Raw genomic sequence first — 22848 nt, forward strand, 5'->3', positions numbered from 1 at the left:
CCGTACGGCTACTGGCCGTTCTGCTCGGCGCTGGCCTGCTGCTCGGCGACCGACTTGCGGACCTCGTCCATGTCCAGCTTCCGGGCCTGCCCGATCACATCCGTCAGCGCGGCCTCCGGCAGCGCGCCCGGCTGGGCGAACACGGCCACCCGGTCACGGACGATCATCAGCGTGGGAATCGACTGGATCCCGAAGGCCGCCGCCAGCTCCGGCTGCGCCTCCGTGTCCACCTTGCCGAAGACCAGGTCCGGGTTCGCCTCGGCGGCCTTGTCGTAGACGGGCGCGAACTGACGGCACGGCCCGCACCAGGACGCCCAGAAGTCGATCAGCACGAACTCGTTGTCCGTCACCGTCTGGTCGAAGTTCTCCTTGGTGAGCTCCACGGTCTTGCTCATGGCGTGAATCCCTCTTCCTGATGTCGGGGCGAAGCCGTCGTCGCAAACACGGCAGGCCGAGTAGGTATTCCGCGCGCGTACCCATGTGGCCTGAGCGCACACCACCCGTAAGACTGACCCCATGACGGAAACGGAATCCACTGTGTACACCACCTACGATGTAGTGGTTCTTGGTGCCGGGCCCGTGGGGGAGAACGTCGCCGACCGCACCCGTGCGGCCGGTCTTTCCACCGCGGTCGTGGAGAGCGAGCTGGTCGGCGGCGAGTGCTCCTACTGGGCCTGTATGCCGAGCAAGGCCCTGCTGCGCCCGGTCATCGCCCAGGCCGACGCCCGGCGCCTGCCCGGTCTCGCCCCCGCCGTGCAGGGGCCCCTCGACACGGCCGCGGTCCTCGCACGACGGGACGAGTACACCTCCCACTGGAAGGACGACGGCCAAGTCCGCTGGATCGAGGGCATCGGCGCCGACCTCTACCGCGGCCACGGCCGCCTCACCGGCCCCCGCACGGTCACCGTGGGCGACAAGATCCTCACCGCCCGGCACGCCGTCGTCGTCAGCACCGGCACCCGCGCCGTCCTGCCCGACCTCCCCGGACTCGACGAGATCAAGCCGTGGACCAGCAGGGAGGCCACCAGCGCCAAGGCCGCGCCCGGCCGGCTGGTCGTGGTCGGCGGCGGGGTCGTCGCCACCGAGATGGCCACCGCCTGGCAGGCCCTCGGCTCCCGGGTCACCCTCCTGGTCCGCGGCAAGGGTCTGCTGAACCGTATGGAGCCCTTCGCCGGCGAACTGGTCCAGGAGGGCCTCACCGAGGCGGGCGCCGACGTCCGCACCGGCACCTCGGTCGCCTCGGTGACCCGGGAGAACGGCACCGTCGTGGTCGTCACCGACGCCGGCGACCGCATCGAGGCCGACGAGATCCTCTTCGCCACCGGACGCGCCCCCCGCACCGACGACATCGGCCTCGACACCGTCGGCCTGGAACCCGGCTCCTGGCTGGAGGTCGACGACAGCCTCCGCGTCACCGGCAACGACTGGCTCTACGCCGTCGGCGACGTCAACCACCGCGCCCTCCTCACCCACCAGGGCAAGTACCAGGCCCGCATCGCCGGGGCCGCCATCGCGGCCCGCGCCTCCGGCGCCCCCCTCCTGGAGACGGCCCCCTGGGGCGCGCACGCCGCGACCGCCGACCACTCCGCCGTACCCCAGGTCGTCTTCACCGACCCGGAGGCCGCCGCCGTCGGCCTCTCCCTGGCGGAGGCCGAACAGGCCGGCCACCGGGTCCGCGCCGTCGACTACGAGCTCGGCAACGTCTCCGGCGCGAGCCTGTACGGCGACGGCTACCGGGGCCGCGCCCGCATGGTCGTGGACCTGGAGCGCGAGATCCTCCTCGGCGTCACCTTCGTCGGCCCGGGCGTCGGCGAACTCATCCACTCCGCCACCATCGCCGTCGCCGGAGAGGTACCGATCAGCAGGCTGTGGCACGCCGTGCCGTCCTATCCGACGATCAGCGAGGTGTGGCTGCGGCTGCTGGAGAGCTACCGCGACAACTGAGGCCGGTGCTCACGCGGGCGTGAGCAGCTCCAGGTAGTCCTCGTGCCACAGGTCCTCCTCGGACTCCGGGAGCAGCAGCACCCGGTCCGGGCGCAGCGCCTGCACGGCGCGGTCGTCGTGGGTCACCATGACGACCGCGCCCGGATGCGTGCCCACCGCGGCCAGCACCTCGGCGCGGGACGCCGGGTCCAGGTTGTTGGTGGGCTCGTCCAGGAGCAGGACGTTCGCACCGGAGTGCACCAGACCCGCCAGGGCGAGGCGGGTTTTCTCGCCGCCGGACAGGACACCGACCGGCTTGTCGACGTTGTCCCCGGAGAAGAGGAACGAGCCCAGCACACGCCGCAGTTCACCGTCCGTCAGATGGGGGGACGGCGGCCGCCAGATGTGCGCCGACCGTCGACTCCCGGTCCAGGGTGTCGTGTTCCTGCGCGAAGTAGCCGAGCCGCAGTCCGTGCCCGTGGACCACCCGGCCGGCGTCCGGGGTGTCCCGGCCCGCCAGCATCCGCAACAGGGTCGTCTTTCCCGCTCCGTTGGGCCCGAGCACGACCAGGCGGCTGCCCCGGTCGACGGCCAGATCGACGCCCGCAAGGACGCGATGGTCGCCGTAGGACTTCGTCAGGCCGATCGCGGCCAGCGGGATCCTGCCGCAGGGCTCCGGCTCGGGCAGCCGGATCCTGGCCACCTTGTCGGCCCGCCGCACCGGTTCGAGGTCGCCGAGCAGCCGGTCGGCGCGCCGGGCCATGTTCTTCGCGGCCGTCGCCGTCGACACCCGGGCACGCATCCGGTCGGCCTGTGCGTGCAGGGACGCCGCCTTGCGTTCGGCGTTCGCCCGTTCCCGGGTGCGGCGCCGTTCGTCGGCCTCGCGCTGGGCGAGATAGGCGCCCCAGGCGGTGTTGTGGACGTCGATGGTGGCGCGGTGCGGGTCCAGGTGGAAGACCCGGTTGACGGTGTCGGCCAGCAGGGACGTGTCGTGGCTGATCAGGACCAGTCCCGACCGCAGGTTCGCCAGGAAGGCGCGCAGCCACCAACGTGTTCAGCAGGGTGGTTTTTCCGGCGCCGTTGCGGCCCACCAGGCCGATGCGGTCGCCGGGGGAGACGTGGAAGGAGAGGTCGGACAGCAGCAGACGCGCGCCGACGCGCACGTCGACACCACGAACGGTGATCATGAGAGAACGCTCCGAACTAGCAAGAGGACACACGGGTGGCGTGTAAGTGGGTCCTCAGCTAGGAAATTCGGGGCGTCGACATGCGGCCACGGTAAGGGAGGCGCGTGGATCGGCGCCTCCGATTTTCGGTTGCGGCCGTTCGCGGCCCGGCTACGGCAGTGCGAAGCCCAGCGACTCGGCGGCCTCCGCCGGCGTCGGCTGTGCCCAACGCTCCGCCATCGCCTGGCCCGACGACAGCGACCGCAGCTCCGCCCGGTCGAGGTAGAGCAGGCCGTCGAGGTGATCGGTCTCGTGCTGCACGATCCGCGCCGGCCATCCGGAGAACACCTCGTCCACCGCACGCCCGTGCTCGTCCTCGCCCGTCAGCCGCACCTCGGCGTGGCGCGCCACCACCGCCTGCCAGCCCGGCAGGCTCAGACAGCCCTCGAAGAACCCGGCGCGCGCGGTACCGACCGCCTCGTACGACGGATTGACCAGCACCCGGAACGGCTGCGGCACCCGTCCGCGCGCCACCCTGATCTCGTCCGGCACCGGCGCCGGGTCCTCGATCACCGCGATCCGCAGGGGCACGCCGACCTGCGGAGCCGCCAGGCCCACGCCCGGCGCCGCGTGCATGGTGATCCGCAGCGCCTCGACGAACCGGGCCAGCATTGCGGAGTCCAGCTGCCCCTCGAACCGCTCGGTGCCGCGCCGCAGCACCGGATCACCGGCCGCCACGATCGGCAGCGGGCCCTCGCCCGCCAGGAGTTCCTCGACCAGCCCGGCAAGGGGCACGTGATGACGGGGAGTTGCCATCGCGCCAGGATGCCATGCCGTCCCGCCCACCTTTGTGTGACGCAGGTCACTTCAATCCCCGGGAACTCGAAGGCCTCTTCCCCCGACTACTGGACCGGCACAGCCGAGAAACGTCCCCTGCCCCAGAAAAGAACCGCCGATGACCTCCGCTCTCACGAGGACCACGGACGAGGCCCAGAAAGCCGCCGATCCGATGCCGTCACGCAGCAGTTGGGCGCCGCTCCGCCCCCTGTTGCTGCGCCTGCACTTCTACGCCGGACTGCTCGTCGCGCCGTTCCTTCTCGTGGCCGCCTGCACCGGACTCCTCTACGCCGCTTCCTTCCAGGCCGAGAAGATCGTCTACTCCGACGAGTTGACCGTCTCCGAGGTCGGAGACATCAAACTGCCCATCTCCGAGCAGGTCACCGCAGCCCGCGAGGCCCACCCCGAGGGCGCCGTCGCGGCTGTCCGCCCCTCCCCGGAGGACGACGCGACAACCCGGGTCCTGCTGTCCGGAGTCAAGGGCGTCGACGCCGACCACACCCTCGCCGTCTTCGTCGACCCCTACACCGCCGAGGTCGAAGGCGCCCTCGAACAGTACGGCTCGACCGGCGCACTCCCCCTGCGCACCTGGATCTCCGGGCTCCACCGCAATCTGCACCTCGGCGAGACCGGCCGCGTCTACAGCGAGTTCGCGGCGAGCTGGCTGTGGGTGATCGCGAGCGCCGGCCTGGTGATGTGGTTCACCCGCCGCCGGGCCCAGCGCAAGCTGCGCGGGACCAGTGGGCGGCGCCGCACCCTGGGCCTGCACGGCGGCGTCGGCGCCTGGGCCGCCGCCGGGTTCCTCTTCCTGTCGGTGACCGGTCTGACCTGGTCCACCTACGCCGGCGCCAACATCGACGTACTGCGCACCTCGCTGCACCAGGCCACCCCTTCGATCTCCGCGAGCGCGGGCGGCGACCACTCCGGGCACGGCGCGTCCACCTCGGCCGGGGACGCCGAGCACGGTGTCGGCCTAGACACGATCCTGGCGGCGGCGCGGGCCGAGGGGCTCGGTGACCCGGTCGAGATCGTCCCGCCCGCCGACGCCGCGTCGATGTACGTGGTGAAGCAGGTGGGGCGCGGCTACCCCACGAAGCAGGACGCGGTGGCCGTCGACCCGATCACCGGCGAGGTCACCGACGTGCTGCGGTTCGCCGACCACCCGGTTCTCGCCAAGCTGACCCGCTGGGGCATCGACCTGCACACGGGTGTCCTGTTCGGTCTGGTCAACCAGATCGCCCTGATGCTGCTCGCGCTCTCCCTGATCCTGTTGATCGTGTGGGGCTACCGGATGTGGTGGCAGCGCGGCCGCGGCTCAGCCTTCGGCCGTCCGATCCCGCGCGGCGCCTGGCAGAAGGTGCCCCCGCTGGTTCTGCTGCCGTGCGTGGCGGCCATCGCGGTCCTCGGGTACTACGTCCCGCTCCTCGGCATTCCGCTGGCCGCGTTCATCGTCGTCGACATCGTCCTCGGCGAGATCAGCCACCGGCGGGGGAGGCGCGCCGACGTGGCGGCCTGACGGTACGGCAGCACAGGGGCCCGGTTCCGTGACGGAACCGGGCCCTGCTGTCGTGCTCAGAGCGTGTCGAAGTCGCCCGCGAGCGCGGAGGCGAGGCGGATGTGCGGACCGGCCTCCTCGTGCCGCCCCTGCCGCTCCAGCGTGCGGCCCAGCATCAGACGGGCGTACTGCTCGACCGGGTCGCGCTCCACGATGATGCGCAACTCGGTCTCCGCGCGGCGCAGTTGGGCCGAGTGGTAGTAGGAGCGGGCCAGCAGCAGCCGCGGTCCGGTCTGTTCCGGCACCTCCTCGACCAGCCCGTCGAGAACGCGCGCCGCGGCGGCGTAGTCCTTGGCGTCGAAGAACATCCGCGCGCGCTCCCAGCGCTCCGCCGGTGTTCCGTGGTCGTAGTACGTCATCTCCACTCCGACCTCCTTCGAGGCCGTCAACGGAGAGAGTTGGTTCAATATTCCACTACTTGTCGAGGGTCGCGAGCTCGGCGTCGGCCCGGTCGGCGATGAGGGTCAGCACTCGTCCGGCGACGGCGAGATCCTCCGTCGGGATGCCGTCGTAGATCCGGGCCGTGATGGGCGCGGTCTCGGCGGACGTCCTGTCGTACAGCTCCCGTCCGGCGTCCGTGATCCGTACCCGTGACGGCTCCGGGGGAGCCAGCAGCTCCGCGGCGATCAGCTCGTCGACCACGGCATGGGCCTCCGCGGCGTCGATCTTCAGCGAGCCGACGACACTGTCGACGAGATGGCCCCGCTCGACCGGTCCGTCGGCGACGGCCACGACCCGCAGGGTGACGGACTGCTGGAACGTCGCGCCGTGGCGGGCCAGTACCCGCTCCAGGACGCCACGGGCGGCGTAGTGGGCCAGGGCTATGACTCGGGGGTTGAGCAGGGGAGTGGTGGTGGTCATGACTGCTCCTTGTCGGGCTCGCCGGTGACGGCGAGCGGATCCAGAGGTGCGTCGAGCAGGGTCACGAGGTCGTGCTTGAAGTCCCGGGTGCGCTCGCTGTCCTGACCGCCGAACGGTGCCAGCAGCTGCTCCAGGAGCCCCTGGACGACTTTGATGGCCTGCCGGGTCGTGTCGCGGCCCTGCTCGGTGAGGGTCAGCTGTACGGCGCGTGGGTCGCGGGGGTCGCGGGTGCGCTCCAGGAGGCCCGCGGACTCCAGGGATCGCGCCAGCTTGGACACATACAGCGGCTCCAGCCCCACGTGGTCGGCGAGGCGCCGCTGACTGGGGCGCTCACCGGCGCGCTGCATGCCGTACAAGGACGCCACCAGCGAGTACTGCGCATGGGTGAGCCCCAGCGGAGCCATCGCGCGGTCCACCGCGGTGCGCCACTTCATCGACAGTCGCCACACCAGGAATCCAGGTGTCGCCTTCTCGGAACCCTCGCTCATGACAAATACAGTACATGGCTACTATGTACATGGCTACTATTTTTCGAACGAGCCGGGACAGCCCCGACGACGGACTGACGGGACGCCGCTCGCGGGTCTAGGTTGGGCGCCATGAGCAATCTTGATCGCGAGGCGGCTCCCGCCCTGTGCGGCGGCCGCGGCTTCGTGGTGGCGGAGCCCGTTCGCGAACTCCTCAGCCCGCGCACCGTCAAGCTCGGCGAGTCCACCGAGGTCCGCCGGCTGCTGCCCAACCTGGGGCGCCGCATGGTCGGCGCATGGTGCTTCGTCGACCACTACGGCCCCGACGACATCGCCGACGAGCCCGGTATGCAGGTGCCGCCCCACCCGCACATGGGCCTGCAGACGGTGAGCTGGCTGCACCAGGGCGAGGTGCTGCACCGCGACTCGACCGGCAGCCTCCAGACGATCCACCCGCGCGAGCTGGGCCTGATGACCTCCGGACGGGCCATCAGCCACTCCGAGGAGAGCCCCAAGTCGCACGCCCCCTATCTCCACGGCGCCCAGCTGTGGGTGGCCCTGCCCGACAGCGACCGCCACACCGACCCGCACTTCGAGCACCACGCCGAACTGCCGGTCGTCACGGCACCCGGCCTCTCGGCCACCCTGATCCTCGGCGCCCTCGACGGCGCGACCTCGCCCGGAACGACGTACACCCCCATCGTCGGCGCCGACCTGACCCTCGCCCGCGGCGCGGACGTGCGCCTCCCGCTGGAACCGGACTTCGAGTACGCCGTGCTGTCCATGTCCGGCGAGGCACGGGTGGACGGCGTTCCGGTCCTGCCCGGCTCCATGCTCTACCTCGGCTGCGGCCGCACCGAACTGCCGCTGCGCGCCGAGTCGGAGGCCTCCGTGATGCTCCTGGGCGGTGAGCCGTTCGAGGAAGAGCTGATCATGTTCTGGAACTTCATCGGCCGCACCCAGCAGGAGATCGAACAGGCCCGTGCGGACTGGACGACCGGTTCACGCTTCGGCGAGGTCAAGGGCTACGACGGCGCTCCCCTGCCCGCTCCCGCACTGCCGCCGGTGCCGCTGAAGCCGCGCGGACGGGTGCGTTGACCCGCGGATCCCGCGCGGGTCAGAGGGTGAGGAGCACCTTCGTGGCGCGGCGCTCGTCCATGGCCCGGTAACCCTCCGGGGAAGGCCTCAGGCTCCTCGTCTCCTGGGTCGCCACGCACGACCCCGCCACCACCGCCGCTCCGAAGTCGCCGACCAGTCCGCCGAATTGAGGCCCGGCACGCCACAGAGGAAAGGGCACCGACATGGCACTGATCCTGGTGACCGGAGCGTCCAGCGGGCTCGGGCGCAACACGGCGGACGCGCTGGCCGACGACGGCCACGACGTGGTCGTCCATGTGCGCAACCCGGCCCGTCTCACCGACCCGGAGGACAAGGCCCGGTGGAGAGGCGTCATCACCGGGGATCTCGCCCAGCCGGACGAAATCCCCGGCGTCGCCCGGCAGGCCGCTGAATTCGGCCGCTTCGACGCCGTCATCCACAACGCCGGCACCATGCACGTTCCGGACGCGGTCACCGTCAACACCGTCGCGCCGTATGTGCTCACGGCGCTGATGGACAAGCCGGCCAGACTCATCTACCTCAGCAGCTCGATGCACCGAACCGGCTCCACCGAGCTGAGAGAGCTGGCCACCGCGAGCGCCGCCTACGACGACACCAAACTGTGGGTCACCACCCTCGCGCTCGCCCTCGCCTCCCGCTGGGACGGCACCACCAGCCATGCGGTCGACCCCGGTTGGGTCCCCACCCGCATGGGCGGCGCGGGCGCCCCGGACGACCTGACCGCCGGCCACCGGACACAGACGTGGCTCGCCACCCACCCCGACGTGACCCCGCGGACCGGCGGCTACTGGTACCACCGGAGCCCGCAGTCACCTCACCCCACAGCCCAGGACCAAGAGTTCCAGGCCCGCTTGCTCCAGGCCCTGGAGCGCCGCACGGGCGTCCGCCTCGACTGAGCGCGGTACCCCAGCGGACAGGGCGATCCGACTGCTCGGGTGACCGGTGTGAACCCCGGCCGCACCGCACCGGCCTCGGCGTCCGCCCGTGTGCCTGCGCCGTCGTTCACGGAGTCGCTGCCGCCGAGCCCTGTGCGAAGTGGCGCCCGGCGAGGTTCTCCGGCCGCAGGAGCACGTCCAGTTGGGCCGCGGTGAGCAGGCCGGCCTCGGCGGCGAGGTCCTTGACAGGGCGGCCGGTGGACAGGGCCTGGCGGGCGAGGGCGGTGGAGGCGGCGTAGCCGATGTGCGGGGCGAGCGCGGTGACCAGACCGATGGAGCGGTGGACGCTGTCGTGGAGGTGTTCGCGGTTGGCCGTGATGCCGGGGACACAGCGGGCCAGGGTGTCGCAGGCCGCGCGCAGATGTGTCAGGGAGCGCAACAGGCTGTAGGCGATGACGGGTTCGAAGGCGTTGAGCTGGAGTTGTCCGGCTTCGGCGGCCATGGTGACGGTGAGGTCGTTGCCGATGACCTCGAAGGCGACCTGGTTGACGACCTCGGGGATGACCGGGTTGACCACGCCGGGCATGATCGACGAACCCGCCTGCACCGGCGGCAGGTTGATCTCGCCGAGCCCTGCGGTGGGCCCGGACGAGGTCAGCCGCAGGTCGTTGCAGGTCTTGGAGAGCTTCACGGCGACCCGTTTGAGGACGCCGGAGAGCTGGACGAAGGCGCCGCAGTCCTGCGAAGTGGGGGAATCCCGGCCGCCGGGGATCGACGCTCAGCCGCGCGTCGCCGTACAGCGCCCGCTGGTCCTCGTAGCGCGTGACGAGCCAGGGAGTGCTGCCGTCCCACAGCCGGACGCGGGCGACGGGCCGTTCGCTCTGCAGCCGCAGCATCTCCGGAGGCGGGTCGAAGGGGCAGCCGGCCGCGCGCGCCATCGGGAAGTCGGGAACGGTGTCGGTCATCTCACTCCTCGGGGTGGGGGAAGGGAGTTGGCGTCATGGAAGTCCGCGAAGCTGACAACTCCCAGTCATCGGGCTGACAGGAGCCGGATCTGGCCGGATCACGCGGGCCGAGGACAGCGATCCCGCCACGTGTCCCCAGAAGTGCCAGAGAGCAGGACGCCGCGTTCGACGTCGGATGTCGACGATCTGGACTACATGTCCAGAGATTGGACTGATAGTCTAGAACTCATGATGTCCGAGCGAGCGCTGGAAGCGGAGCGGGACGCGATCGTCGCCGCCTTGACGCCCGTTGTCGACGGGCTGGTGGCGACGTTCGGCCCGGTGTGCGAGGTGGTGCTGCACGACTATCGAAACCCCGACAAGTCCGTGGTCGCCCTTGCCGGTTCGGTGACCGGGCGTGCGGTGGGCGGGGCGATGAGCGAGATCGGCATGCGGATCGTCGCCCGCGGGGACGCGGCGGGCGACGAGCTCAACTACGTCACCCGCACCCAGGCCGGCAGGACGGTCAAGTCGTCCACGATGGTGCTGCGGGACTCCACGGGCACCGTGTTCGGCGCCCTGTGCGTCAACCTCGACGTCACCGCCGCGAGCGAGGCCCACGCGCTGCTCGGCGCGCTGGCCGGAATCGGCGGCACCCCCGCCGAACTGCCGGTCACCACCTTCGGCGACGACATCGACTCGGTCGTCGACGCCATCCTCGACACGCACCGACACCAGCCGTGGGGCGCCCTCGACCGCACGGAACGCCTCACGTTGTTCCGGAGCCTCGACGACCGTGGGGTCTTCGCCGTGCGCCGTGCGATCGAGCAGGTCGCGACCCGCCTCGGCATCTCCCGCGCCTCCGCCTACAGCTACCTCTCCCAGGCCCGCGCCACGACCACGGACGCGGACGGCGGCGCCGAGTGACGACCCCCGATGGAGGCACCGAGTGACGACCCCGATCCCGACCCCTCTTGTCACCCTCGACGACATTCGCGACGCGGCCCAGCGGCTCAAGGGAGTCGCCCACCGTACGCCCGTACTCCGCTCCCGCACCCTCGACGCCCGCGTCGGCGCCGAGGTCCTCCTCAAGTGCGAGAACTTCCAGCGCGTGGGCGCCTTCAAGTTCCGCGGCGCCTACAACGCGGCCTCCCGGCTGACGCCCGAGCAGCTGTCTCGCGGCATCGCCACGTACTCCTCCGGCAACCACGCCCAGGCGGTCGCCCTGGCCGCCCGTGAACTCGGCAGCACCGCGGTGATCGTCATGCCCGAGGACGCCCCGCGCTCCAAGCGGGAGGCCACCGTCGGCTACGGCGCCGAGATCGTGACGTACGACCGCTACACCGGTGACCGCGTCGCCCTCGCCGAAGCCCTGGCCGCCGAGCGGGGGCTCACCCTGATCCCACCCTACGAGCACCCGCATGTCATCGCCGGACAGGGCACCGCGGCCCTCGAACTCCTTGAAGAAGAAGGGGAGATGGGTGCGCTGATGGCGCCCGTCGGTGGTGGCGGGCTGATCGCGGGAAGCGCCACGGGGGCCAAGGGGCTCCACCCGGGCATCCGGGTCGTGGGCGTCGAACCCGAGACGGGTGACGACACCAAGCGCTCCCTGGAGGCCGGTCGGCGTGTCACGATCCCGGTTCCCCGCTCCATCGCCGACGGGCAGCTCCTGCACACGCCCGGCGAGCTGACGTTCTCGGTGAACCGGCGGCTCGTCGACGCGATCGTGCTGGTCACCGACGACGAGATCCGGGACGCGATGCGGTTCGCTTTCGAGCACCTCAAGATCGTCGTCGAGCCGAGCGGTGCGACTCCGCTGGCCGCGCTGCTGTCCGGTCGTGTGGAGGAGCTTCCGGAGCGGGTGGGAGTGATCGTCTCCGGCGGCAACGTGGACGCCGAGCGCTTCGCCCGCCTCTGCGGCGCCGGGGCGTAGCCCGCCCGAATGGCGGCTCCCGCTTGACGGGCGGACGATGGAGTGGTGGGGCTCGGCCCCCGCCGGTGCCGCGTGTGGTGGCCGGGGGACGGAGACCGGCCCGGTCCGAGCGAGCGGTCTGAAGGGAGCGTCGACATGCTGGAGATGAAGATCCTCGACAAGCCGGACGAGCGGCGGGACTTCCCCCGCGGGCATCTGGAAGCCGTCCATCTGACGGGTCTCGACTTCGCTGTCGGGACGTTCGAACCGGGCTGGCGCTGGTCCGAGTCCGTGGCGCCCATCGCGGGGACCAGCAGCTGCGAGGTCCACCACAACGGCTATGTGGTCCAGGGCAGGATGCACATCCGCATGGACGACGGCAACGAGGGCGAAGTGGGCCCGGGCGATGTCTTCGTGGTCTCGGCGGGGCACGACGCCTGGGTGGTGGGCGACGAACAGTGCATCGTCTACGACTTCGCGGGCGGCATGGCCACGGACTACGCCAAGAAGAGTGACAGCTGACTTTCGGGGTCGGCCTGCCGTACGGAAACCGATCGATCTACCTGCTTGACGCAGAGTGAACTGATCGGTTTCCTGCGTGTCGAGAGGCCTCCGGCGAACCCCCTCCTGGTCACCTGCGGACTTCCTCCCAGGCGTGCGGACTGTGGTGGTGGTTCCTGTGCCCGGCGGTGAGCACGGCGCGCAGTTCCGCCGAGTGCGCGGTGTCCGCCGGGAGGTTCAGCCCGGTGAGGAGGCCCAGCGCGGCCGCCGGTTCGAGGTCGCCGTAGACGTCGCGGTAACTGCCCAGCAGGCCCTTGAAGAGCGCCGGGTGCAGTGCCGGGAGGCGGGCGGCGATGCCGTACGCGCGCTCCTTCACCGCCCAGGGAACCGGGCCCGAGCACTCCAGGACCCGGCGGGCCCGGCGGAGCAGCGGTTGCGGGCTGTCGGTCCGCAGGTGGTCGGCGTCGCGTCCGAGCACTTCGGCGAAGGCGGTCGCGCAGGTGTCGCGGTCCTCGAACCAGTCGACCCACAGCGAGTAGGTCACGGCGTCGGCCGTCTCGGGGGCCTCCAGGCGCCGCCGATAGCCGTCCCAGAGGACGTCGGGCGGCAGCGGGCCGCTCGGGCCCCGGTCGGCGAAGCGGATCTCGCAGGTCACCCAGTAGTCGTCGAGGAGATCCAGCAGCCCGAACGCCAGCCCCAACCGCCCGGCGGCGTCCAGACGTTCGTCGGTGAAGGCCTGTCCCGCCCAGGACTGAGCGACCTCGTTGGCGGTGAGCTGCTTCTCGGGAGCGTCGCCGTCGATCCACGCGTCGTCGCCGACCTGTGTGACGCCGGCCTCCGCCAGCCAGCGCCGGGCGTCCTGTCCGGCCCGCATGTCCATCCGCACAGTATGGCGCTCAGATCGGCAGGAGCCGTCCCACCAGCGTGCCCAGCTGCTTCGCGTTGCGGCACTCGTGCATCTCGACGAGCTCGGCGTACTCCGGCGCGGCGGAGTCGCCGGTACCCCACTGCGCGTGCTGCTCGGGGTTCAACCAGTAGACGCGCCGGGCCCGTTCGGAGATCTGCCGTACGGCCGCGAGGTTGGGGTCGCTCATGTTCGTCCGGGCGTCCCCGAGGACGAACACGGTCGTGCGCGGGCCGACCGCGTCGCCGTAGCGCTCCGCGAACTCGCCCAGCGCCATGCCGTAGTCACTGCTGCCGTGATAGCCCGTGAGCGCCGCCTCGGACTGGATCCGGGCGCCGAGTCCCGCCGCGTCGGCCGCGCCGTGCTCCAGCAGTCCCGTCACCTCGTCGATCCGGTTGACGAAGGCGAACACCCGCACCTTGCTGAATTGGTCGTGCAGGGCCTGCACCAGCAGCATCGTGAAGTCCGAGAAGCCGGAGACCGAGCCCGACACATCGCACAGCAGCACCAGTTCGGGCCGCGCCGGGCGGCGCCTGCGCAGTACGGGCTTCATCGGCACCCCGCCGGTCGACAACGAACCGCGCAGGGTCCGCCGCAGATCGATCGTGCCCCGGGCCGCCCGGCGCCGACGGGCCGCCAGCCGCGTGGCCAGCTTCCGCGCCAGCGGCTGAACCGTCCTGCGCAGCTCGGCCAGTTGGGCCTTCCCGGCGAACAGGAAGTCGACCCGGTCGGCCGTGGGCCGCACCGCACGCCGGGCGATCTCGTCCCGATCGCGTCGCTCCGCCACCCGACGCCGTGCCTCCGTGGCCACCAAGGCGCGGAAGGACTCGATACGCCGCCGGATCTCGTCGTCGAGCAGCCGGTCGGCGAACCCCGAACTCCCGCCCTGCGCACGGACGTCGGCGCGGACCCGGGCGAGCAGCGTCTGCGGGCGGACCCGTTCGAGGGTCTGGTACGACGACCAGCCGTCCGAGGCGGGGGAGGAGCCGTATCCGCCGAAGCCGTCGACGGCCTCGACCGCCAACCGGGCCATCACGGCCTCGTCGTTGGCGGCGAGGGCGGCCGCCAGCCGGTCGCGCAGACCGTCGCGGCTCGTGGTGCCGGTCTCGGGCGCGCCGACGCCCCGCGGGAAGTAGAGGTCGAAGACCGGGTCGAACACCGGCCGTTGGGCCGTGCCGTGCAGCAGCGTCGCCGCCAGTCCCTCGCGCAGCAGCTCCCGGTCCGCGAGGCCGAGCGCCGTCATGGCCTGGGCGGCGTCCACCGTCTCGCCGGTGCCGACGCGGATGCCGTGGGCGCGCAGGGCGGCGACGAGCGACGTGAGTCGCTCGGCGACCGGTGTGCTCACAGCGCGTCCAGATCGAGCTTCGCCGCCGCCTTGAGGACGTCGTCCTGATGCTTGAGGAGGACGCCCAGGGTGTCGCGTACGACGGTCTCGTCGAGCGTGTCGGCGCCGAGCGCGAGGAGCGTGTGCGCCCAGTCGATGGTCTCCGCGACCGACGGCAGCTTGCGCAGGTCCATCGCCCGCAGCGCACCCACCACCCGCACCACCGACTCGGCCAGCGCCGCGTCGAGCCCCGGCACCTTCAGCCGCACGATCCGGCGCTCCAGCTCCTCCTCGGGGAAGCCGATGTGGAGGAACAGACAGCGGCGGCGCAGCGCCTCGGACAGCTCGCGGCTCGCGTTGGAGGTGAGGACGACGAAGGGGCGGCGGGTGGCGGTGATCGTGCCCAGCTCCGGCACCGTGACCTGGAAGTCGCTCAGCACCTCCAGGAGCAGGCCCTCGACCTCGACGTCCGCCTTGTCGGTCTCGTCGATCAGCAGGACCTTCGGTTCGTCGCCGCGGATCGCCGTCAGCAGCGGGCGGGTGAGGAGGAACTCCTCGCTGAAGATGTCCGTGCGGGCCTCGTCCCACGTCTCGTCGCGGCCCGCGCTGATCCGCAGCAACTGCTTGGCGTGGTTCCACTCGTACAGCGCCCGGGACTCGTCGACGCCCTCGTAGCACTGCAGCCGCACCAGCTCCGCCCCCGCCACCTGGGCCACTGCCTTGGCGAGCTCCGTCTTGCCGACCCCGGCGGGGCCCTCCACCAGGAGCGGCTTGCCGAGCCGGTCGGCCAGGAAGACGGTCGTGGCGACCGAGGGCGAGGCGAGATAGCCGGTCTCGGCGAGGCGCGCGGAGACGTCGTCGACGGAAGTGAACAACGGGGGCCTCCAGGTCGGCGGCGTGAGCGGTCCAGGACAGTCCACTTATCTAAGCGCTTGTTCAGCGCTCGTGTCACCCCGGATCCGGGCCCGGCCCGGCTCTGCCGGCGTGACGGTGTGCACATCCGCGTCGAGGCGCAAGGCCGGACCGCCGACGACCGACGACAGGTGAGGGGCGGCTGCCGAAGCAGCCGCCCCTCATCGCGTACGTCCTTCTCAGGCGGCCAGTCCCACCGCCTCCGTCGCCGGTGTGCGCAGCACCTTGCGGGCCGTCGCCAGACTCGTCCCCAGCGTCACCACCACGGCGACCGACACCACCGCGAGCCAGATGCCGAAGGCCTGGCCCGGCAGCACCGAGTCGGTGCGCACCACGGTGAAGGGAACGGTCCCCGCCAGCGCGGCGACCGTGCCGAAGAAGACTCCGGTGACCGTCAGGACCAGCGTCTCGGCCCCGACCACACCGAGCACCTGATTCGGCGTCGCCCCCGCCAGCCGCTGCTGGCCGAACTCCCGGCCGCGGTAAGTGGTCGCCGCGTACAGCGAGTTGACCAGCATCACGCAGACGAAGACCACGATGATCCCGACGACCGTGAAGTTCAGCGTCTCCAGGTTCTTCGCGTCCACCGTCTTCACGAGTCCTGAGGCGTCGATGGCGTCGCTCTCCACCGACTGCATGGTGAGCGTGGCCGTGGCCATCGCCGTGAACAGGATCAGCGACATCAGGATCCCGGCGAGGTGCCCGGCCCGCTCCCGCAGATTGCGCACGGCCAGCCAGCCCGCCGCACCCGACAGGTGCAGTCGGTCCAGGACGCCCTCGAGGAGCCGCGGTGCCAGCATCGCGAGCCCCACCGACAGCAGGATCGCCCCGTACGCCGGCGGTGCCATCAGAGCCTCGTCCGTGCCGGAGAAGGCGAAGGTGGAGGTGGCCGACAGGGCGCCGGCCACGAGAGCGGCGTAGGTGAAGAACTTCCGCGCCCGGCCCCTCTGTCGGTGCTGTCCGTTCGTCACCCGACGTACCGCGAGGAACGCGGCGCCCGCGGCGGCGAGCAGCGTGACGGTGACTCCCGACATCAACGCGATCGGACCGAAGGCGTGGTCGACCGAGGCCGCCACCTGACCGTTGTCCTGGAACAGGTCCAGCAGCGCCTGGCCGCCGAGCATCGCCGGGCCGATCGCCAGCGCGGCACCCACCAGGGCGACGGCCACCGCCTCACCGACCACCATCCGCTTGATCTGCGCCGGCGTCGCTCCCGAGCAGCGCAGCAGCTCCAACTCGGCGGCCCGCTGGCGCACGTTGACCGTGAGTGTGGAGGCCACGGCGAAGAACACCAGCAGAGAGCCGTACCCCCCGACCACGCTCGCCGCGGTCGTCAGCGTCTCCGCGCTCACCGAGTCGACGCCGCTTCGCGCCGCCGTGTCGTGCATCGAGTTGAACGTCATGATGATCGCCGCGCCGAGGAAGGCGGACAGCAGCGTCGCGAGGAACCGTCCGGGGCGTTGCCGGATCGACCGCATGGCCAGTACGAACATGGCTCACACCCCCGCCGTCACATCGTCGCCCAGGTGCGCGAGGCGCTCGGCCACCGCGTCCGCGGTCGGCGCGGTCAGCCCGCCGGCCAGCCGGCCGTCGGCGAGGAACAGCACCGAGTCGGCGTACGAGGCGGCGACCGGGTCGTGCGTCACCATCACCACGGTCCGCCCGTGCACCCGCACCGCCTCCTGGAGCAGCCGCAGCACATCCCGGGCGCTGCGCGTGTCCAGGGCACCCGTCGGCTCGTCCGCGAAGATCACCCGGGGCTCGGCGACCAGCGCCCGGGCGATCGCGACCCGCTGCCGCTGACCGCCGGACAACTGGTCGGGACGGTGCCCGAGCCGGTCGCCGAGACCGACCTGCGTCAGGATCTCCCGGGCCCGCTTCCGGTCGACGCGCTGCCCGGCCAGCTTGAGCGGCAGCACCGTGTTCTGCGCGACGGTCAGCGTCTCCAGCAGGTTGTACTGCTGGAAGACGAACCCGATCCGGCCCCGCCGGAACTTCGTCAGCTCGGCCTCGCCGCCGCCCGTCAGCTCGGTGCCGTCCACGACGACGATGCCGCTGTCGGGCCGGTCCAGCCCCGCCGCGCACTGCAGCAGCGTCGACTTGCCGGAACCCGACGGGCCCATCACCGCGGTGAAGGTGCCCCGGCCCAGGCTGAGCGTGACCCCGTCCAGAGCGGTGACGGCGCTGTCGTCGCTGCCGTAGGTCTTGGTGACCTTGACCAGCCGCAGCGCCTCGGCGGCGGGTCCCGTGTCGTGCGTACGTCGCGAGCCTGTGCGAAACATCGTCTTCACCTCTCGGTCCGGCACTCCGTGTGCCCTGACAGAGAAATTACGGAGATGTCGCGGGGACCACATTGGGCCCAGAACCCGTATCGGGGGGTGTACCCAGCGACACCCCGTACGGGTCACCCCAGCGAGCCGACCCCCTGGCCCGCCGGTGCAATGGAGTCGTGACCGCGCCCCCGGACGACTGCCAGCGCGCAACAAGGGGGTCCCCCCGGCTCGAGCGAAGCCGAGAGCTGGGGGAGGATCTGCGGCGAGTATCTGAGCACCCGCCGACAGATCCTCCTCGACGCGGTCGTCCAGCATCTGGAGCTCACCGCGGTCTCGGTGCTCATCGGCCTCGTCATCGCCCTGCCGCTCGCCGTGCTGGCCCGCCGCTGGGGCTGGGCGTCCGGTCCCGCCCTCGCCGTCACGACGATCCTCTACACCATCCCGTCCCTGGCGATGTTCTCCCTGCTCCTGCCCGTGTACGGACTCTCGGCCGGCCTGGTCGTGGCCGGCCTCGTCCTCTACTCGCTCACCCTGCTCGTACGGAACATCCTCGCCGGGCTGCGGGCCGTCCCCGAGGAGACCCGACAGGCCGCCCGCGGCATGGGCTACGGCCCGATCCGCCTCCTCCTCACCGTCGAACTGCCGCTCGCCCTGCCCGCCGCGATGGCCGGCCTGCGCATCGCCATGGTCTCCGCGGTGTCGCTGGTGACGGTGGGCGCGATCGTGGGCTTCGGCGGGCTCGGGAACCTCATCTACGCGGGCATGAACACCTACTTCAAGGCACAGGTCCTCACCGCCTCCGTGCTGTGCGTCGTGATCGCCGTCGCTGCCGACGTGCTGCTCCTGGGTGTGCAGCGGCTGATCACCCCGTGGACGAGGGCGGCCCGCGGATGACCACCCTGACCGACACCTGGGACTGGCTCACCGACTCCGCCCACTGGGCGGGCGACGACGGCATCTGGCACCGGCTGCTGCAACACCTCGTCCTCACCGTCGTCTGCCTGGTCATCAGCTGTCTGATCGCCCTCCCGGTGGCCCTCGTCCTCGGCCACCTCGGCAAGGGCGGCGCCCTGGCGGTCAACATCTCCAACGTCGGCCGCGCGGTCCCCACGTTCGCCGTGCTGGTCCTTCTGCTGGTGACCCCCGTCGGGGACTGGGGAGAGGGTCCGACGGTCGTCGCCCTGGTGCTGTTCGCCCTCCCACCCCTGCTCACCAACGCGTACGTCGGGATGCGCGAGGTGGACCGCGGCGTCGTCCGGGCGGCCCGGGGGATGGGCATGACGGGGCGGCAGATGCTCCTCCACGTGGAACTGCCCCTTGCGCTCCCCATGGTGCTGACCGGCGTACGCATCGCCGCCGTCCAGCTCGTCGCGACGGCCACGATCGCCGCGCTGGCGGGCGGGGGAGGGCTGGGCCGGATCATCACGGCGGGCTTCAACCTCGCCAGTACGCCGCAGGTGGTGGCCGGAGCGGTGCTCGTCGCGGTGTTCGCGCTGATCGTGGAGGGCTTCTTCGAGATCGCCGAGCGGCTGGCGCCCCGCTGGGCGAGGGGGACGCGATGAGGCGATGCGCGGGGACGGCCCTCGTCCTCCTGCTGACCGGCTGCTCCACGGGCCCCTCCCTGGAGAACCAGGGCGCGGTCACCGCCGCTCCCGGCGACAGCCACCAACTGACCGTGGGGTCCGCCGGGTTCACCGAGAGCGACCTGCTCGCCCAGATGTACGCGTGGCTGCTGAACCAGGCCGGGTACAAGACATCGCTGCTCACCGTCGCCAACCGCGAACTGTACGAACCGGCCCTGGAATCCGGCCAGATCGACGTCGTGCCCGAGTATGCGGCCACCTTCGCCGACTGGCTCAACGCCAAGACCAACGGCGCCGACGCGGCCCCGGTCGGCTCACCCGACCTCGACGCCACGATGACGGCCTTGCGCCGACTGGCCACGCCACGCGGACTCACGGTCCTGGACGCGGGCAGGCCGTCGACCAGAACGCCTTCGCCGTGAGCGCCTCCTACGCCCGGCAGCACGACCTGAAGACCCTGAGCGACCTCGGCGCCTCGGGCCTGGAGGTGCGGCTCGCCGCCGGTGACGAGTGCGTCCAACGACCATACTGTGAACCGGGGTTGAAGAAGACCTACGGCATCGACATCACCGGCGTCGACCCCAAGGGCATCGGCACCACCCAGGCCAAACGGGCCGTGCAGAGCGGCCAGGACCAGATGGTGCTGACCACCACGACCGACGCCACCCTCACGGACTTCGGCCTGGTCCTCCCCGCCGACGACAAGCACCTCCAGAACGCCGACTACGTCGTCCCCGTCGTCAACCGCTCCCGCGCCGGCAGCGAGGGGGTCACCAAGGCGCTCGGCAAGCTCAACGACGTCCTGACGACGGCCGACCTGGCCTCCATGAACCAACAGGTGGACAGCTGGCGGCGGTTGGCGAAGGACGTGGCACGGAGCTACCTGGAGGACAAGGGGTTGCTGAAGTGAGATGTCAGTGGGGCGCCGTACATTGCGGGCATGGGTGTCTATCTGGTCAGTGTCGACGCACGGGATTGGCGCGGTGACCACGAGGGTGGTTACGGCGAGATCGCCTCGGGGCTCGACGAGGAGTTGAGCAGGCGTGGTCTGCCGCCGTTCCCGTCCGTTCCGCAGGAGAGAGGATCTGGACGCCTCCTTCTACGTGGCGCTGTATCTGCGCGCCGCCCAGCACTCCCTGCGCCGCGGCTGCCCGATCGTCTACAGCTGACGTGACGCCTCCGTGACGACGGTGACCGTACTGGTGCGGTGGGGAGGCTTCCCGGGGCCCGGCCGTGCGGGTACACCCGGTTCATGGGGGACAACAACGGGGGAGACCGCCACCCGTGGTGGCGGGGAATGCGTGAATCGGTCGACGGCGCGGACACCGAGCTGCGGCCCGAGGGACTCGTCGACGTGGTGCCGGCCGGCTTCGACAGTGCCTATCTGCAGTTCGGCGATCTGTACCCCGAGCAGCAGCTCCAGCTGCAACTGCTCCACGGGGCCTCGCAGCGCGCCTTCGAACACCGGACGAGGGTGTCGGCGCGCGTGACCGTGGTGCGGGTGCTCGGCAACGCGCTGACGGACCCGCGGCTCGGCGACCAGAAGCCGAACGAGCATCTGGCTGAGTACCTCGACCAGGAGATCGCCGACCTGAGGGGCCGGCTGGCGCAGGACAGCGCGACGGCCGTCAGCCGGGGCCTCAACATCGGACTCGGTCTGGGCTCCGCCCTCAGCCTGCTGCTGCTCGCCGCACCGCTGCTGTGGGGCGTGGGTCTGCTCGGGGCGATGGGCGTGACGCTCAACTGCACCAACCGCTGGAGCCTGCTGGGCGCCGTCGTGTGCGGAGGTGTCGGCGCGTTCGGCGCGGTGCTCAGCGTTCTCGTACGGCTGCGGGGCAGCGCCGACCAGCTCGCGCGGCGGCAGACCAACGGGCGCGAGGGCGTGGTCGTACCCGGCCAGATGGCCCGCAGCATGCGCCACGAAGGCCTCTACCGGGTCTTCGTCGGCTGGGTCCTCGCGCTGGCCGTCTACTTCCTGTTCAGCGGAGGCATCGTGCCGGTCTTCCAGACGCCCGCCACGGCGGCCGAGATCTGCCCGGCCCCGGGCAGCGCCGGCTCCGCCGTCAAGGGCACCGACTTCTGGGGTTTCTGGTGCGCCATCGGCTTCGTGGCGGGCTTCAACGAACGCTGGGCCTTCGGCATCCTGGGCCGCGACTCGACCCGCCGGCCGGGCAAGAGCTCGTGAGCTACGCGTCCAACTCGTAGTCGAACCACACCCGGTGCGTGCGACCCCGACGGGCACGGCCGTCTCGATCGCCGAGGCCGGTACGGAGGCAGGCGTGAAGTCCGCGACATCGAAGGTTCCCGAAGCTCTCAAGCCGCGAGCGTAGGACGCACCACTGACAACAGCGCACGGCCCGCGCCCCTGAGGAGGCCCGCAGGGCCCTTCAGGGGCGCGGGGAACTGCGCGACCAGCCACAACGGACCCGCAGACGACAGGCAACCATCACGGCGCACCCACCCCACCGGCGCACCCGGCGGAGCGCCTACGCGTCGGCCACCGAGTCGAACCGCACCTGATCCCGCGGCACCCCGAGCGCGTCCGCGTCCACCGACCTCCGCAGCGCCTCGTGCAGCTTCGCCGGAGTCAGCACCCCCAGGAAGCGCGCCCCGTCCAGCACCGCGACCCACCCCGCGTCGTGCTGGAGCATCACGCCGAACGCCTGCTTCAGCGGGGCGCCCACCGGCACCCAGGCGTTCATCCGGTGCGCGCGGTCGCCCACCGTGCCGCCCGCCCCGAGGTCGTCGACGCCGACCCAGCCGTGCAGTTCGCCCCGGTCGTCCAGGACGACGGCCCAGCGCGCCCCCTCCGCACCCAGCCGCGCCGCCGCCGTCCCGGCCGGCTCGTCCGGGCGGGCCAGCGGCGGCTGTTCCAGGTCGTCGGCCTCGATGTCGGTGACCGAGAGCCGCTTCAGCCCACGGTCGGCGCCCACGAACTCGGCCACGTACGGCGTCGCCGGAGCCCCGAGAACCGCGCCGGGCGTGTCGAACTGCTCGATCCGGCCCTGTCCGTACACGGCGATCCGGTCGCCGAGGCGTACCGCCTCCTCGATGTCGTGCGTGACCAGCAGTACCGTCTTGCGCACCGCGGCCTGCATCCGCAGGAACTCGTCCTGCAACTGCTCGCGCACCACCGGGTCGACCGCGCCGAACGGTTCGTCCATCAGCAGTACCGGCGGATCGGCGGCCAGCGCCCGTGCCACGCCGACGCGCTGCCGCTGTCCGCCGGACAACTGGTCCGGATAGCGCGGCCCGTACAGCTTCGGGTCCAGACCCACCAGGTCGAGCAGCTCGGCGGCGCGCGCCCGCGCCTTCGCCCGCTTCCAGCCGACCAGCGCCGGCACGGTCGCCGTGTTGTCGAGGATCGTGCGGTGCGGGAAGAGCCCGACCTGCTGGATGACGTACCCGATCCGGCGCCGCAGCCGTACCGGGTCGACAGCGGCGATGTCGTCGCCGTTCACGAGGATCCGTCCCGAGGTCGGCTCGATCAGCCGGTTGACCATCATCATGGTGGTCGTCTTGCCGCAGCCGGACGGGCCCACGAGCGTGACGAGTTCACCCTCGGACACCTCGAAACTCAGGCCGTCCACGGCCGTCGTGCCGTCCGGATACCGCTTGCCGACCTGCTCGAACCGGATCATGCACTCACGCTAACGGCGCGCGTCGCGTACCGCCTTCCCGTGGGGTCCCAC

General features: G+C 71.3%; 23 protein-coding genes and 4 pseudogenes. 12 read left to right on the top strand and 15 right to left on the bottom strand.

The features are described from left to right. Nucleotides 1–8: 8 nt before the first annotated feature. Entirely contained in the window at nucleotides 9–395 is a 387-nt protein-coding gene (gene trxA / locus OHU89_RS42530) for a thioredoxin (protein WP_266884908.1), read from the bottom strand. 121 nt (nucleotides 396–516) lie between these two features. On the opposite strand from trxA, the gene OHU89_RS42535 reads away from it, so the two are divergent. After that, on the top strand, nucleotides 517–1944 hold the full coding sequence (locus OHU89_RS42535; protein ID WP_405650564.1) for a dihydrolipoyl dehydrogenase family protein: 1428 nt from the start codon (nucleotides 517–519) through the stop codon (nucleotides 1942–1944). A gap of 9 nt (nucleotides 1945–1953) precedes the next feature. Here the strand turns inward: OHU89_RS42535 and OHU89_RS42540 are convergent. The 3 genes and pseudogenes from OHU89_RS42540 to OHU89_RS42550 form a co-directional block, all read right to left on the bottom strand. Beyond that, a pseudogene (locus OHU89_RS42540) lies at nucleotides 1954–2968 on the bottom strand (ABC-F family ATP-binding cassette domain-containing protein); the annotation flags it as partial. A gap of 37 nt (nucleotides 2969–3005) precedes the next feature. Further along, nucleotides 3006–3110 (bottom strand): annotated as a pseudogene (locus OHU89_RS42545) (hypothetical protein); the annotation flags it as partial. Between the two features lie 150 nt (nucleotides 3111–3260). Beyond that, nucleotides 3261–3905, bottom strand: coding sequence for a peptide deformylase (locus OHU89_RS42550; RefSeq protein ID WP_405650566.1), 645 nt, complete (start codon nucleotides 3903–3905; stop codon nucleotides 3261–3263). 139 nt (nucleotides 3906–4044) lie between these two features. Here OHU89_RS42550 and OHU89_RS42555 point away from each other — a divergent pair, with 139 nt between their 5' ends. Then, nucleotides 4045–5442 carry a PepSY-associated TM helix domain-containing protein gene (locus OHU89_RS42555; RefSeq protein WP_405650568.1) on the top strand — a complete coding sequence of 466 codons (1398 nt, stop codon included), beginning with the start codon at nucleotides 4045–4047 and terminating at the stop codon, nucleotides 5440–5442. 56 nt (nucleotides 5443–5498) lie between these two features. Here OHU89_RS42555 and OHU89_RS42560 read toward each other — a convergent pair whose 3' ends face one another. Genes OHU89_RS42560 through OHU89_RS42570 form a run of 3 tightly spaced genes read right to left on the bottom strand, consistent with a single transcriptional unit; the run spans nucleotide 5499 to nucleotide 6830 of the window. After that, nucleotides 5499–5846 carry a tetratricopeptide repeat protein gene (locus OHU89_RS42560; protein WP_171139178.1) on the bottom strand — a complete coding sequence of 116 codons (348 nt, stop codon included), beginning with the start codon at nucleotides 5844–5846 and terminating at the stop codon, nucleotides 5499–5501. Nucleotides 5847–5895: 49 nt separating this feature from the next. Then, on the bottom strand, nucleotides 5896–6342 hold the full coding sequence (locus tag OHU89_RS42565; RefSeq protein ID WP_405650572.1) for a MarR family transcriptional regulator: 447 nt from the start codon (nucleotides 6340–6342) through the stop codon (nucleotides 5896–5898). After that, on the bottom strand, nucleotides 6339–6830 hold the full coding sequence (locus OHU89_RS42570) for a MarR family winged helix-turn-helix transcriptional regulator (RefSeq protein ID WP_266884894.1): 492 nt from the start codon (nucleotides 6828–6830) through the stop codon (nucleotides 6339–6341). The genes OHU89_RS42565 and OHU89_RS42570 overlap by 4 nt, the downstream gene beginning before the upstream one ends. Nucleotides 6831–6941: 111 nt before the next feature. Here OHU89_RS42570 and OHU89_RS42575 point away from each other — a divergent pair, with 111 nt between their 5' ends. Then, nucleotides 6942–7907, top strand: a complete 966-nt coding sequence (locus OHU89_RS42575) for a pirin family protein (protein WP_405650575.1) — start codon at nucleotides 6942–6944, stop codon at nucleotides 7905–7907. 19 nt (nucleotides 7908–7926) lie between these two features. Here the strand turns inward: OHU89_RS42575 and OHU89_RS42580 are convergent, their stop codons facing one another. Continuing rightward, entirely contained in the window at nucleotides 7927–8112 is a 186-nt protein-coding gene (locus OHU89_RS42580) for a hypothetical protein (protein WP_405650577.1), read from the bottom strand. Here OHU89_RS42580 and OHU89_RS42585 point away from each other — a divergent pair. Next, a complete protein-coding gene (locus OHU89_RS42585) occupies nucleotides 8111–8824 on the top strand; it encodes an SDR family NAD(P)-dependent oxidoreductase (RefSeq protein ID WP_405650579.1) in 714 nt (237 codons plus the stop codon). The two genes, OHU89_RS42580 and OHU89_RS42585, sit on opposite strands and share 2 nt — an antisense overlap. Nucleotides 8825–8930: 106 nt before the next feature. Here OHU89_RS42585 and OHU89_RS42590 read toward each other — a convergent pair. Further along, nucleotides 8931–9548 (bottom strand): annotated as a pseudogene (locus OHU89_RS42590) (lyase family protein); the annotation flags it as partial. Nucleotides 9549–9996: 448 nt separating this feature from the next. Between OHU89_RS42590 and OHU89_RS42595 the strand changes: the two are divergent. From OHU89_RS42595 to OHU89_RS42605, 3 genes are all read left to right on the top strand, one after another. Then, nucleotides 9997–10674, top strand: a complete 678-nt coding sequence (locus tag OHU89_RS42595) for a transcriptional regulator (protein WP_405650581.1) — start codon at nucleotides 9997–9999, stop codon at nucleotides 10672–10674. A 22-nt stretch (nucleotides 10675–10696) separates the two neighbouring features. Further along, nucleotides 10697–11680, top strand: a complete 984-nt coding sequence (locus OHU89_RS42600) for a pyridoxal-phosphate dependent enzyme (protein WP_405650583.1) — start codon at nucleotides 10697–10699, stop codon at nucleotides 11678–11680. A gap of 135 nt (nucleotides 11681–11815) precedes the next feature. Continuing rightward, nucleotides 11816–12181, top strand: a complete 366-nt coding sequence (locus tag OHU89_RS42605) for a cupin domain-containing protein (protein WP_405650585.1) — start codon at nucleotides 11816–11818, stop codon at nucleotides 12179–12181. Nucleotides 12182–12290: 109 nt separating this feature from the next. Here OHU89_RS42605 and OHU89_RS42610 read toward each other — a convergent pair whose 3' ends face one another. The 5 genes from OHU89_RS42610 to OHU89_RS42630 all read right to left on the bottom strand — a co-directional run bounded on the left by OHU89_RS42610 (nucleotide 12291) and on the right by OHU89_RS42630 (nucleotide 17582). Further along, on the bottom strand, nucleotides 12291–13040 hold the full coding sequence (locus OHU89_RS42610; RefSeq protein ID WP_405650588.1) for a hypothetical protein: 750 nt from the start codon (nucleotides 13038–13040) through the stop codon (nucleotides 12291–12293). 16 nt (nucleotides 13041–13056) lie between these two features. Beyond that, nucleotides 13057–14409, bottom strand: a complete 1353-nt coding sequence (locus OHU89_RS42615; protein WP_405650590.1) for a vWA domain-containing protein — start codon at nucleotides 14407–14409, stop codon at nucleotides 13057–13059. Then, on the bottom strand, nucleotides 14406–15263 hold the full coding sequence (locus OHU89_RS42620; RefSeq protein ID WP_266884876.1) for a MoxR family ATPase: 858 nt from the start codon (nucleotides 15261–15263) through the stop codon (nucleotides 14406–14408). The genes OHU89_RS42615 and OHU89_RS42620 overlap by 4 nt, the downstream gene beginning before the upstream one ends. A 216-nt stretch (nucleotides 15264–15479) precedes the next feature. Further along, on the bottom strand, nucleotides 15480–16793 hold the full coding sequence (locus tag OHU89_RS42625) for an FtsX-like permease family protein (RefSeq protein ID WP_405650592.1): 1314 nt from the start codon (nucleotides 16791–16793) through the stop codon (nucleotides 15480–15482). A 3-nt stretch (nucleotides 16794–16796) separates the two neighbouring features. Then, on the bottom strand, nucleotides 16797–17582 hold the full coding sequence (locus OHU89_RS42630) for an ABC transporter ATP-binding protein (RefSeq protein ID WP_266884872.1): 786 nt from the start codon (nucleotides 17580–17582) through the stop codon (nucleotides 16797–16799). 246 nt (nucleotides 17583–17828) lie between these two features. Here OHU89_RS42630 and OHU89_RS42635 point away from each other — a divergent pair, with 246 nt between their 5' ends. The 5 genes and pseudogenes from OHU89_RS42635 (at nucleotide 17829) to OHU89_RS42655 (ending at nucleotide 21341) form a co-directional block, all read left to right on the top strand. Next, nucleotides 17829–18467 (top strand): ABC transporter permease, encoded by a 639-nt coding sequence (locus OHU89_RS42635; RefSeq protein WP_266899157.1) that lies wholly within the window; start codon nucleotides 17829–17831, stop codon nucleotides 18465–18467. Beyond that, the gene (locus tag OHU89_RS42640; protein WP_405650595.1) at nucleotides 18464–19135 is read left to right on the top strand and encodes an ABC transporter permease; all 672 of its coding nucleotides are present in this window, start codon (nucleotides 18464–18466) and stop codon (nucleotides 19133–19135) included. Before OHU89_RS42635 ends, OHU89_RS42640 begins: the two co-directional genes overlap by 4 nt. Beyond that, a pseudogene (locus OHU89_RS42645) lies at nucleotides 19132–20066 on the top strand (ABC transporter substrate-binding protein). Before OHU89_RS42640 ends, OHU89_RS42645 begins: the two are co-directional and overlap by 4 nt. Before the next feature lie 133 nt (nucleotides 20067–20199). Beyond that, complete coding sequence (locus OHU89_RS42650; RefSeq protein ID WP_405655119.1) at nucleotides 20200–20325, top strand: hypothetical protein; 126 nt, start codon at nucleotides 20200–20202, stop codon at nucleotides 20323–20325. A gap of 128 nt (nucleotides 20326–20453) precedes the next feature. Then, nucleotides 20454–21341, top strand: coding sequence for a hypothetical protein (locus OHU89_RS42655; protein WP_405650598.1), 888 nt, complete (start codon nucleotides 20454–20456; stop codon nucleotides 21339–21341). Nucleotides 21342–21642: 301 nt separating this feature from the next. On the opposite strand, the gene OHU89_RS42660 is transcribed toward OHU89_RS42655, so the two are convergent. Continuing rightward, nucleotides 21643–22797 (bottom strand): betaine/proline/choline family ABC transporter ATP-binding protein, encoded by a 1155-nt coding sequence (locus tag OHU89_RS42660; protein WP_405650601.1) that lies wholly within the window; start codon nucleotides 22795–22797, stop codon nucleotides 21643–21645. Nucleotides 22798–22848 lie beyond the last annotated feature (51 nt).

This window comes from Streptomyces sp. NBC_00019, assembly GCF_045041015.1.
In the GTDB taxonomy this organism is placed as follows: Bacteria; Actinomycetota; Actinomycetes; order Streptomycetales; family Streptomycetaceae; genus Streptomyces.

Coding starts and splice junctions, on each gene's coding strand:
- trxA (WP_266884908.1), bottom strand. CDS start 395: ATGAGCAAGACCGTGGAGCTCACCAAGGAGAACTTCGACCAGACGGTG.
- OHU89_RS42535 (WP_405650564.1), top strand. CDS start 517: ATGACGGAAACGGAATCCACTGTGTACACCACCTACGATGTAGTGGTT.
- OHU89_RS42550 (WP_405650566.1), bottom strand. CDS start 3,905: ATGGCAACTCCCCGTCATCACGTGCCCCTTGCCGGGCTGGTCGAGGAA.
- OHU89_RS42555 (WP_405650568.1), top strand. CDS start 4,045: ATGACCTCCGCTCTCACGAGGACCACGGACGAGGCCCAGAAAGCCGCC.
- OHU89_RS42565 (WP_405650572.1), bottom strand. CDS start 6,342: ATGACCACCACCACTCCCCTGCTCAACCCCCGAGTCATAGCCCTGGCC.
- OHU89_RS42570 (WP_266884894.1), bottom strand. CDS start 6,830: ATGAGCGAGGGTTCCGAGAAGGCGACACCTGGATTCCTGGTGTGGCGA.
- OHU89_RS42575 (WP_405650575.1), top strand. CDS start 6,942: ATGAGCAATCTTGATCGCGAGGCGGCTCCCGCCCTGTGCGGCGGCCGC.
- OHU89_RS42585 (WP_405650579.1), top strand. CDS start 8,111: ATGGCACTGATCCTGGTGACCGGAGCGTCCAGCGGGCTCGGGCGCAAC.
- OHU89_RS42580 (WP_405650577.1), bottom strand. CDS start 8,112: ATGTCGGTGCCCTTTCCTCTGTGGCGTGCCGGGCCTCAATTCGGCGGA.
- OHU89_RS42595 (WP_405650581.1), top strand. CDS start 9,997: ATGATGTCCGAGCGAGCGCTGGAAGCGGAGCGGGACGCGATCGTCGCC.
- OHU89_RS42605 (WP_405650585.1), top strand. CDS start 11,816: ATGCTGGAGATGAAGATCCTCGACAAGCCGGACGAGCGGCGGGACTTC.
- OHU89_RS42610 (WP_405650588.1), bottom strand. CDS start 13,040: ATGGACATGCGGGCCGGACAGGACGCCCGGCGCTGGCTGGCGGAGGCC.
- OHU89_RS42625 (WP_405650592.1), bottom strand. CDS start 16,793: ATGTTCGTACTGGCCATGCGGTCGATCCGGCAACGCCCCGGACGGTTC.
- OHU89_RS42630 (WP_266884872.1), bottom strand. CDS start 17,582: ATGTTTCGCACAGGCTCGCGACGTACGCACGACACGGGACCCGCCGCC.
- OHU89_RS42640 (WP_405650595.1), top strand. CDS start 18,464: ATGACCACCCTGACCGACACCTGGGACTGGCTCACCGACTCCGCCCAC.
- OHU89_RS42655 (WP_405650598.1), top strand. CDS start 20,454: ATGCGTGAATCGGTCGACGGCGCGGACACCGAGCTGCGGCCCGAGGGA.
- OHU89_RS42660 (WP_405650601.1), bottom strand. CDS start 22,797: ATGATCCGGTTCGAGCAGGTCGGCAAGCGGTATCCGGACGGCACGACG.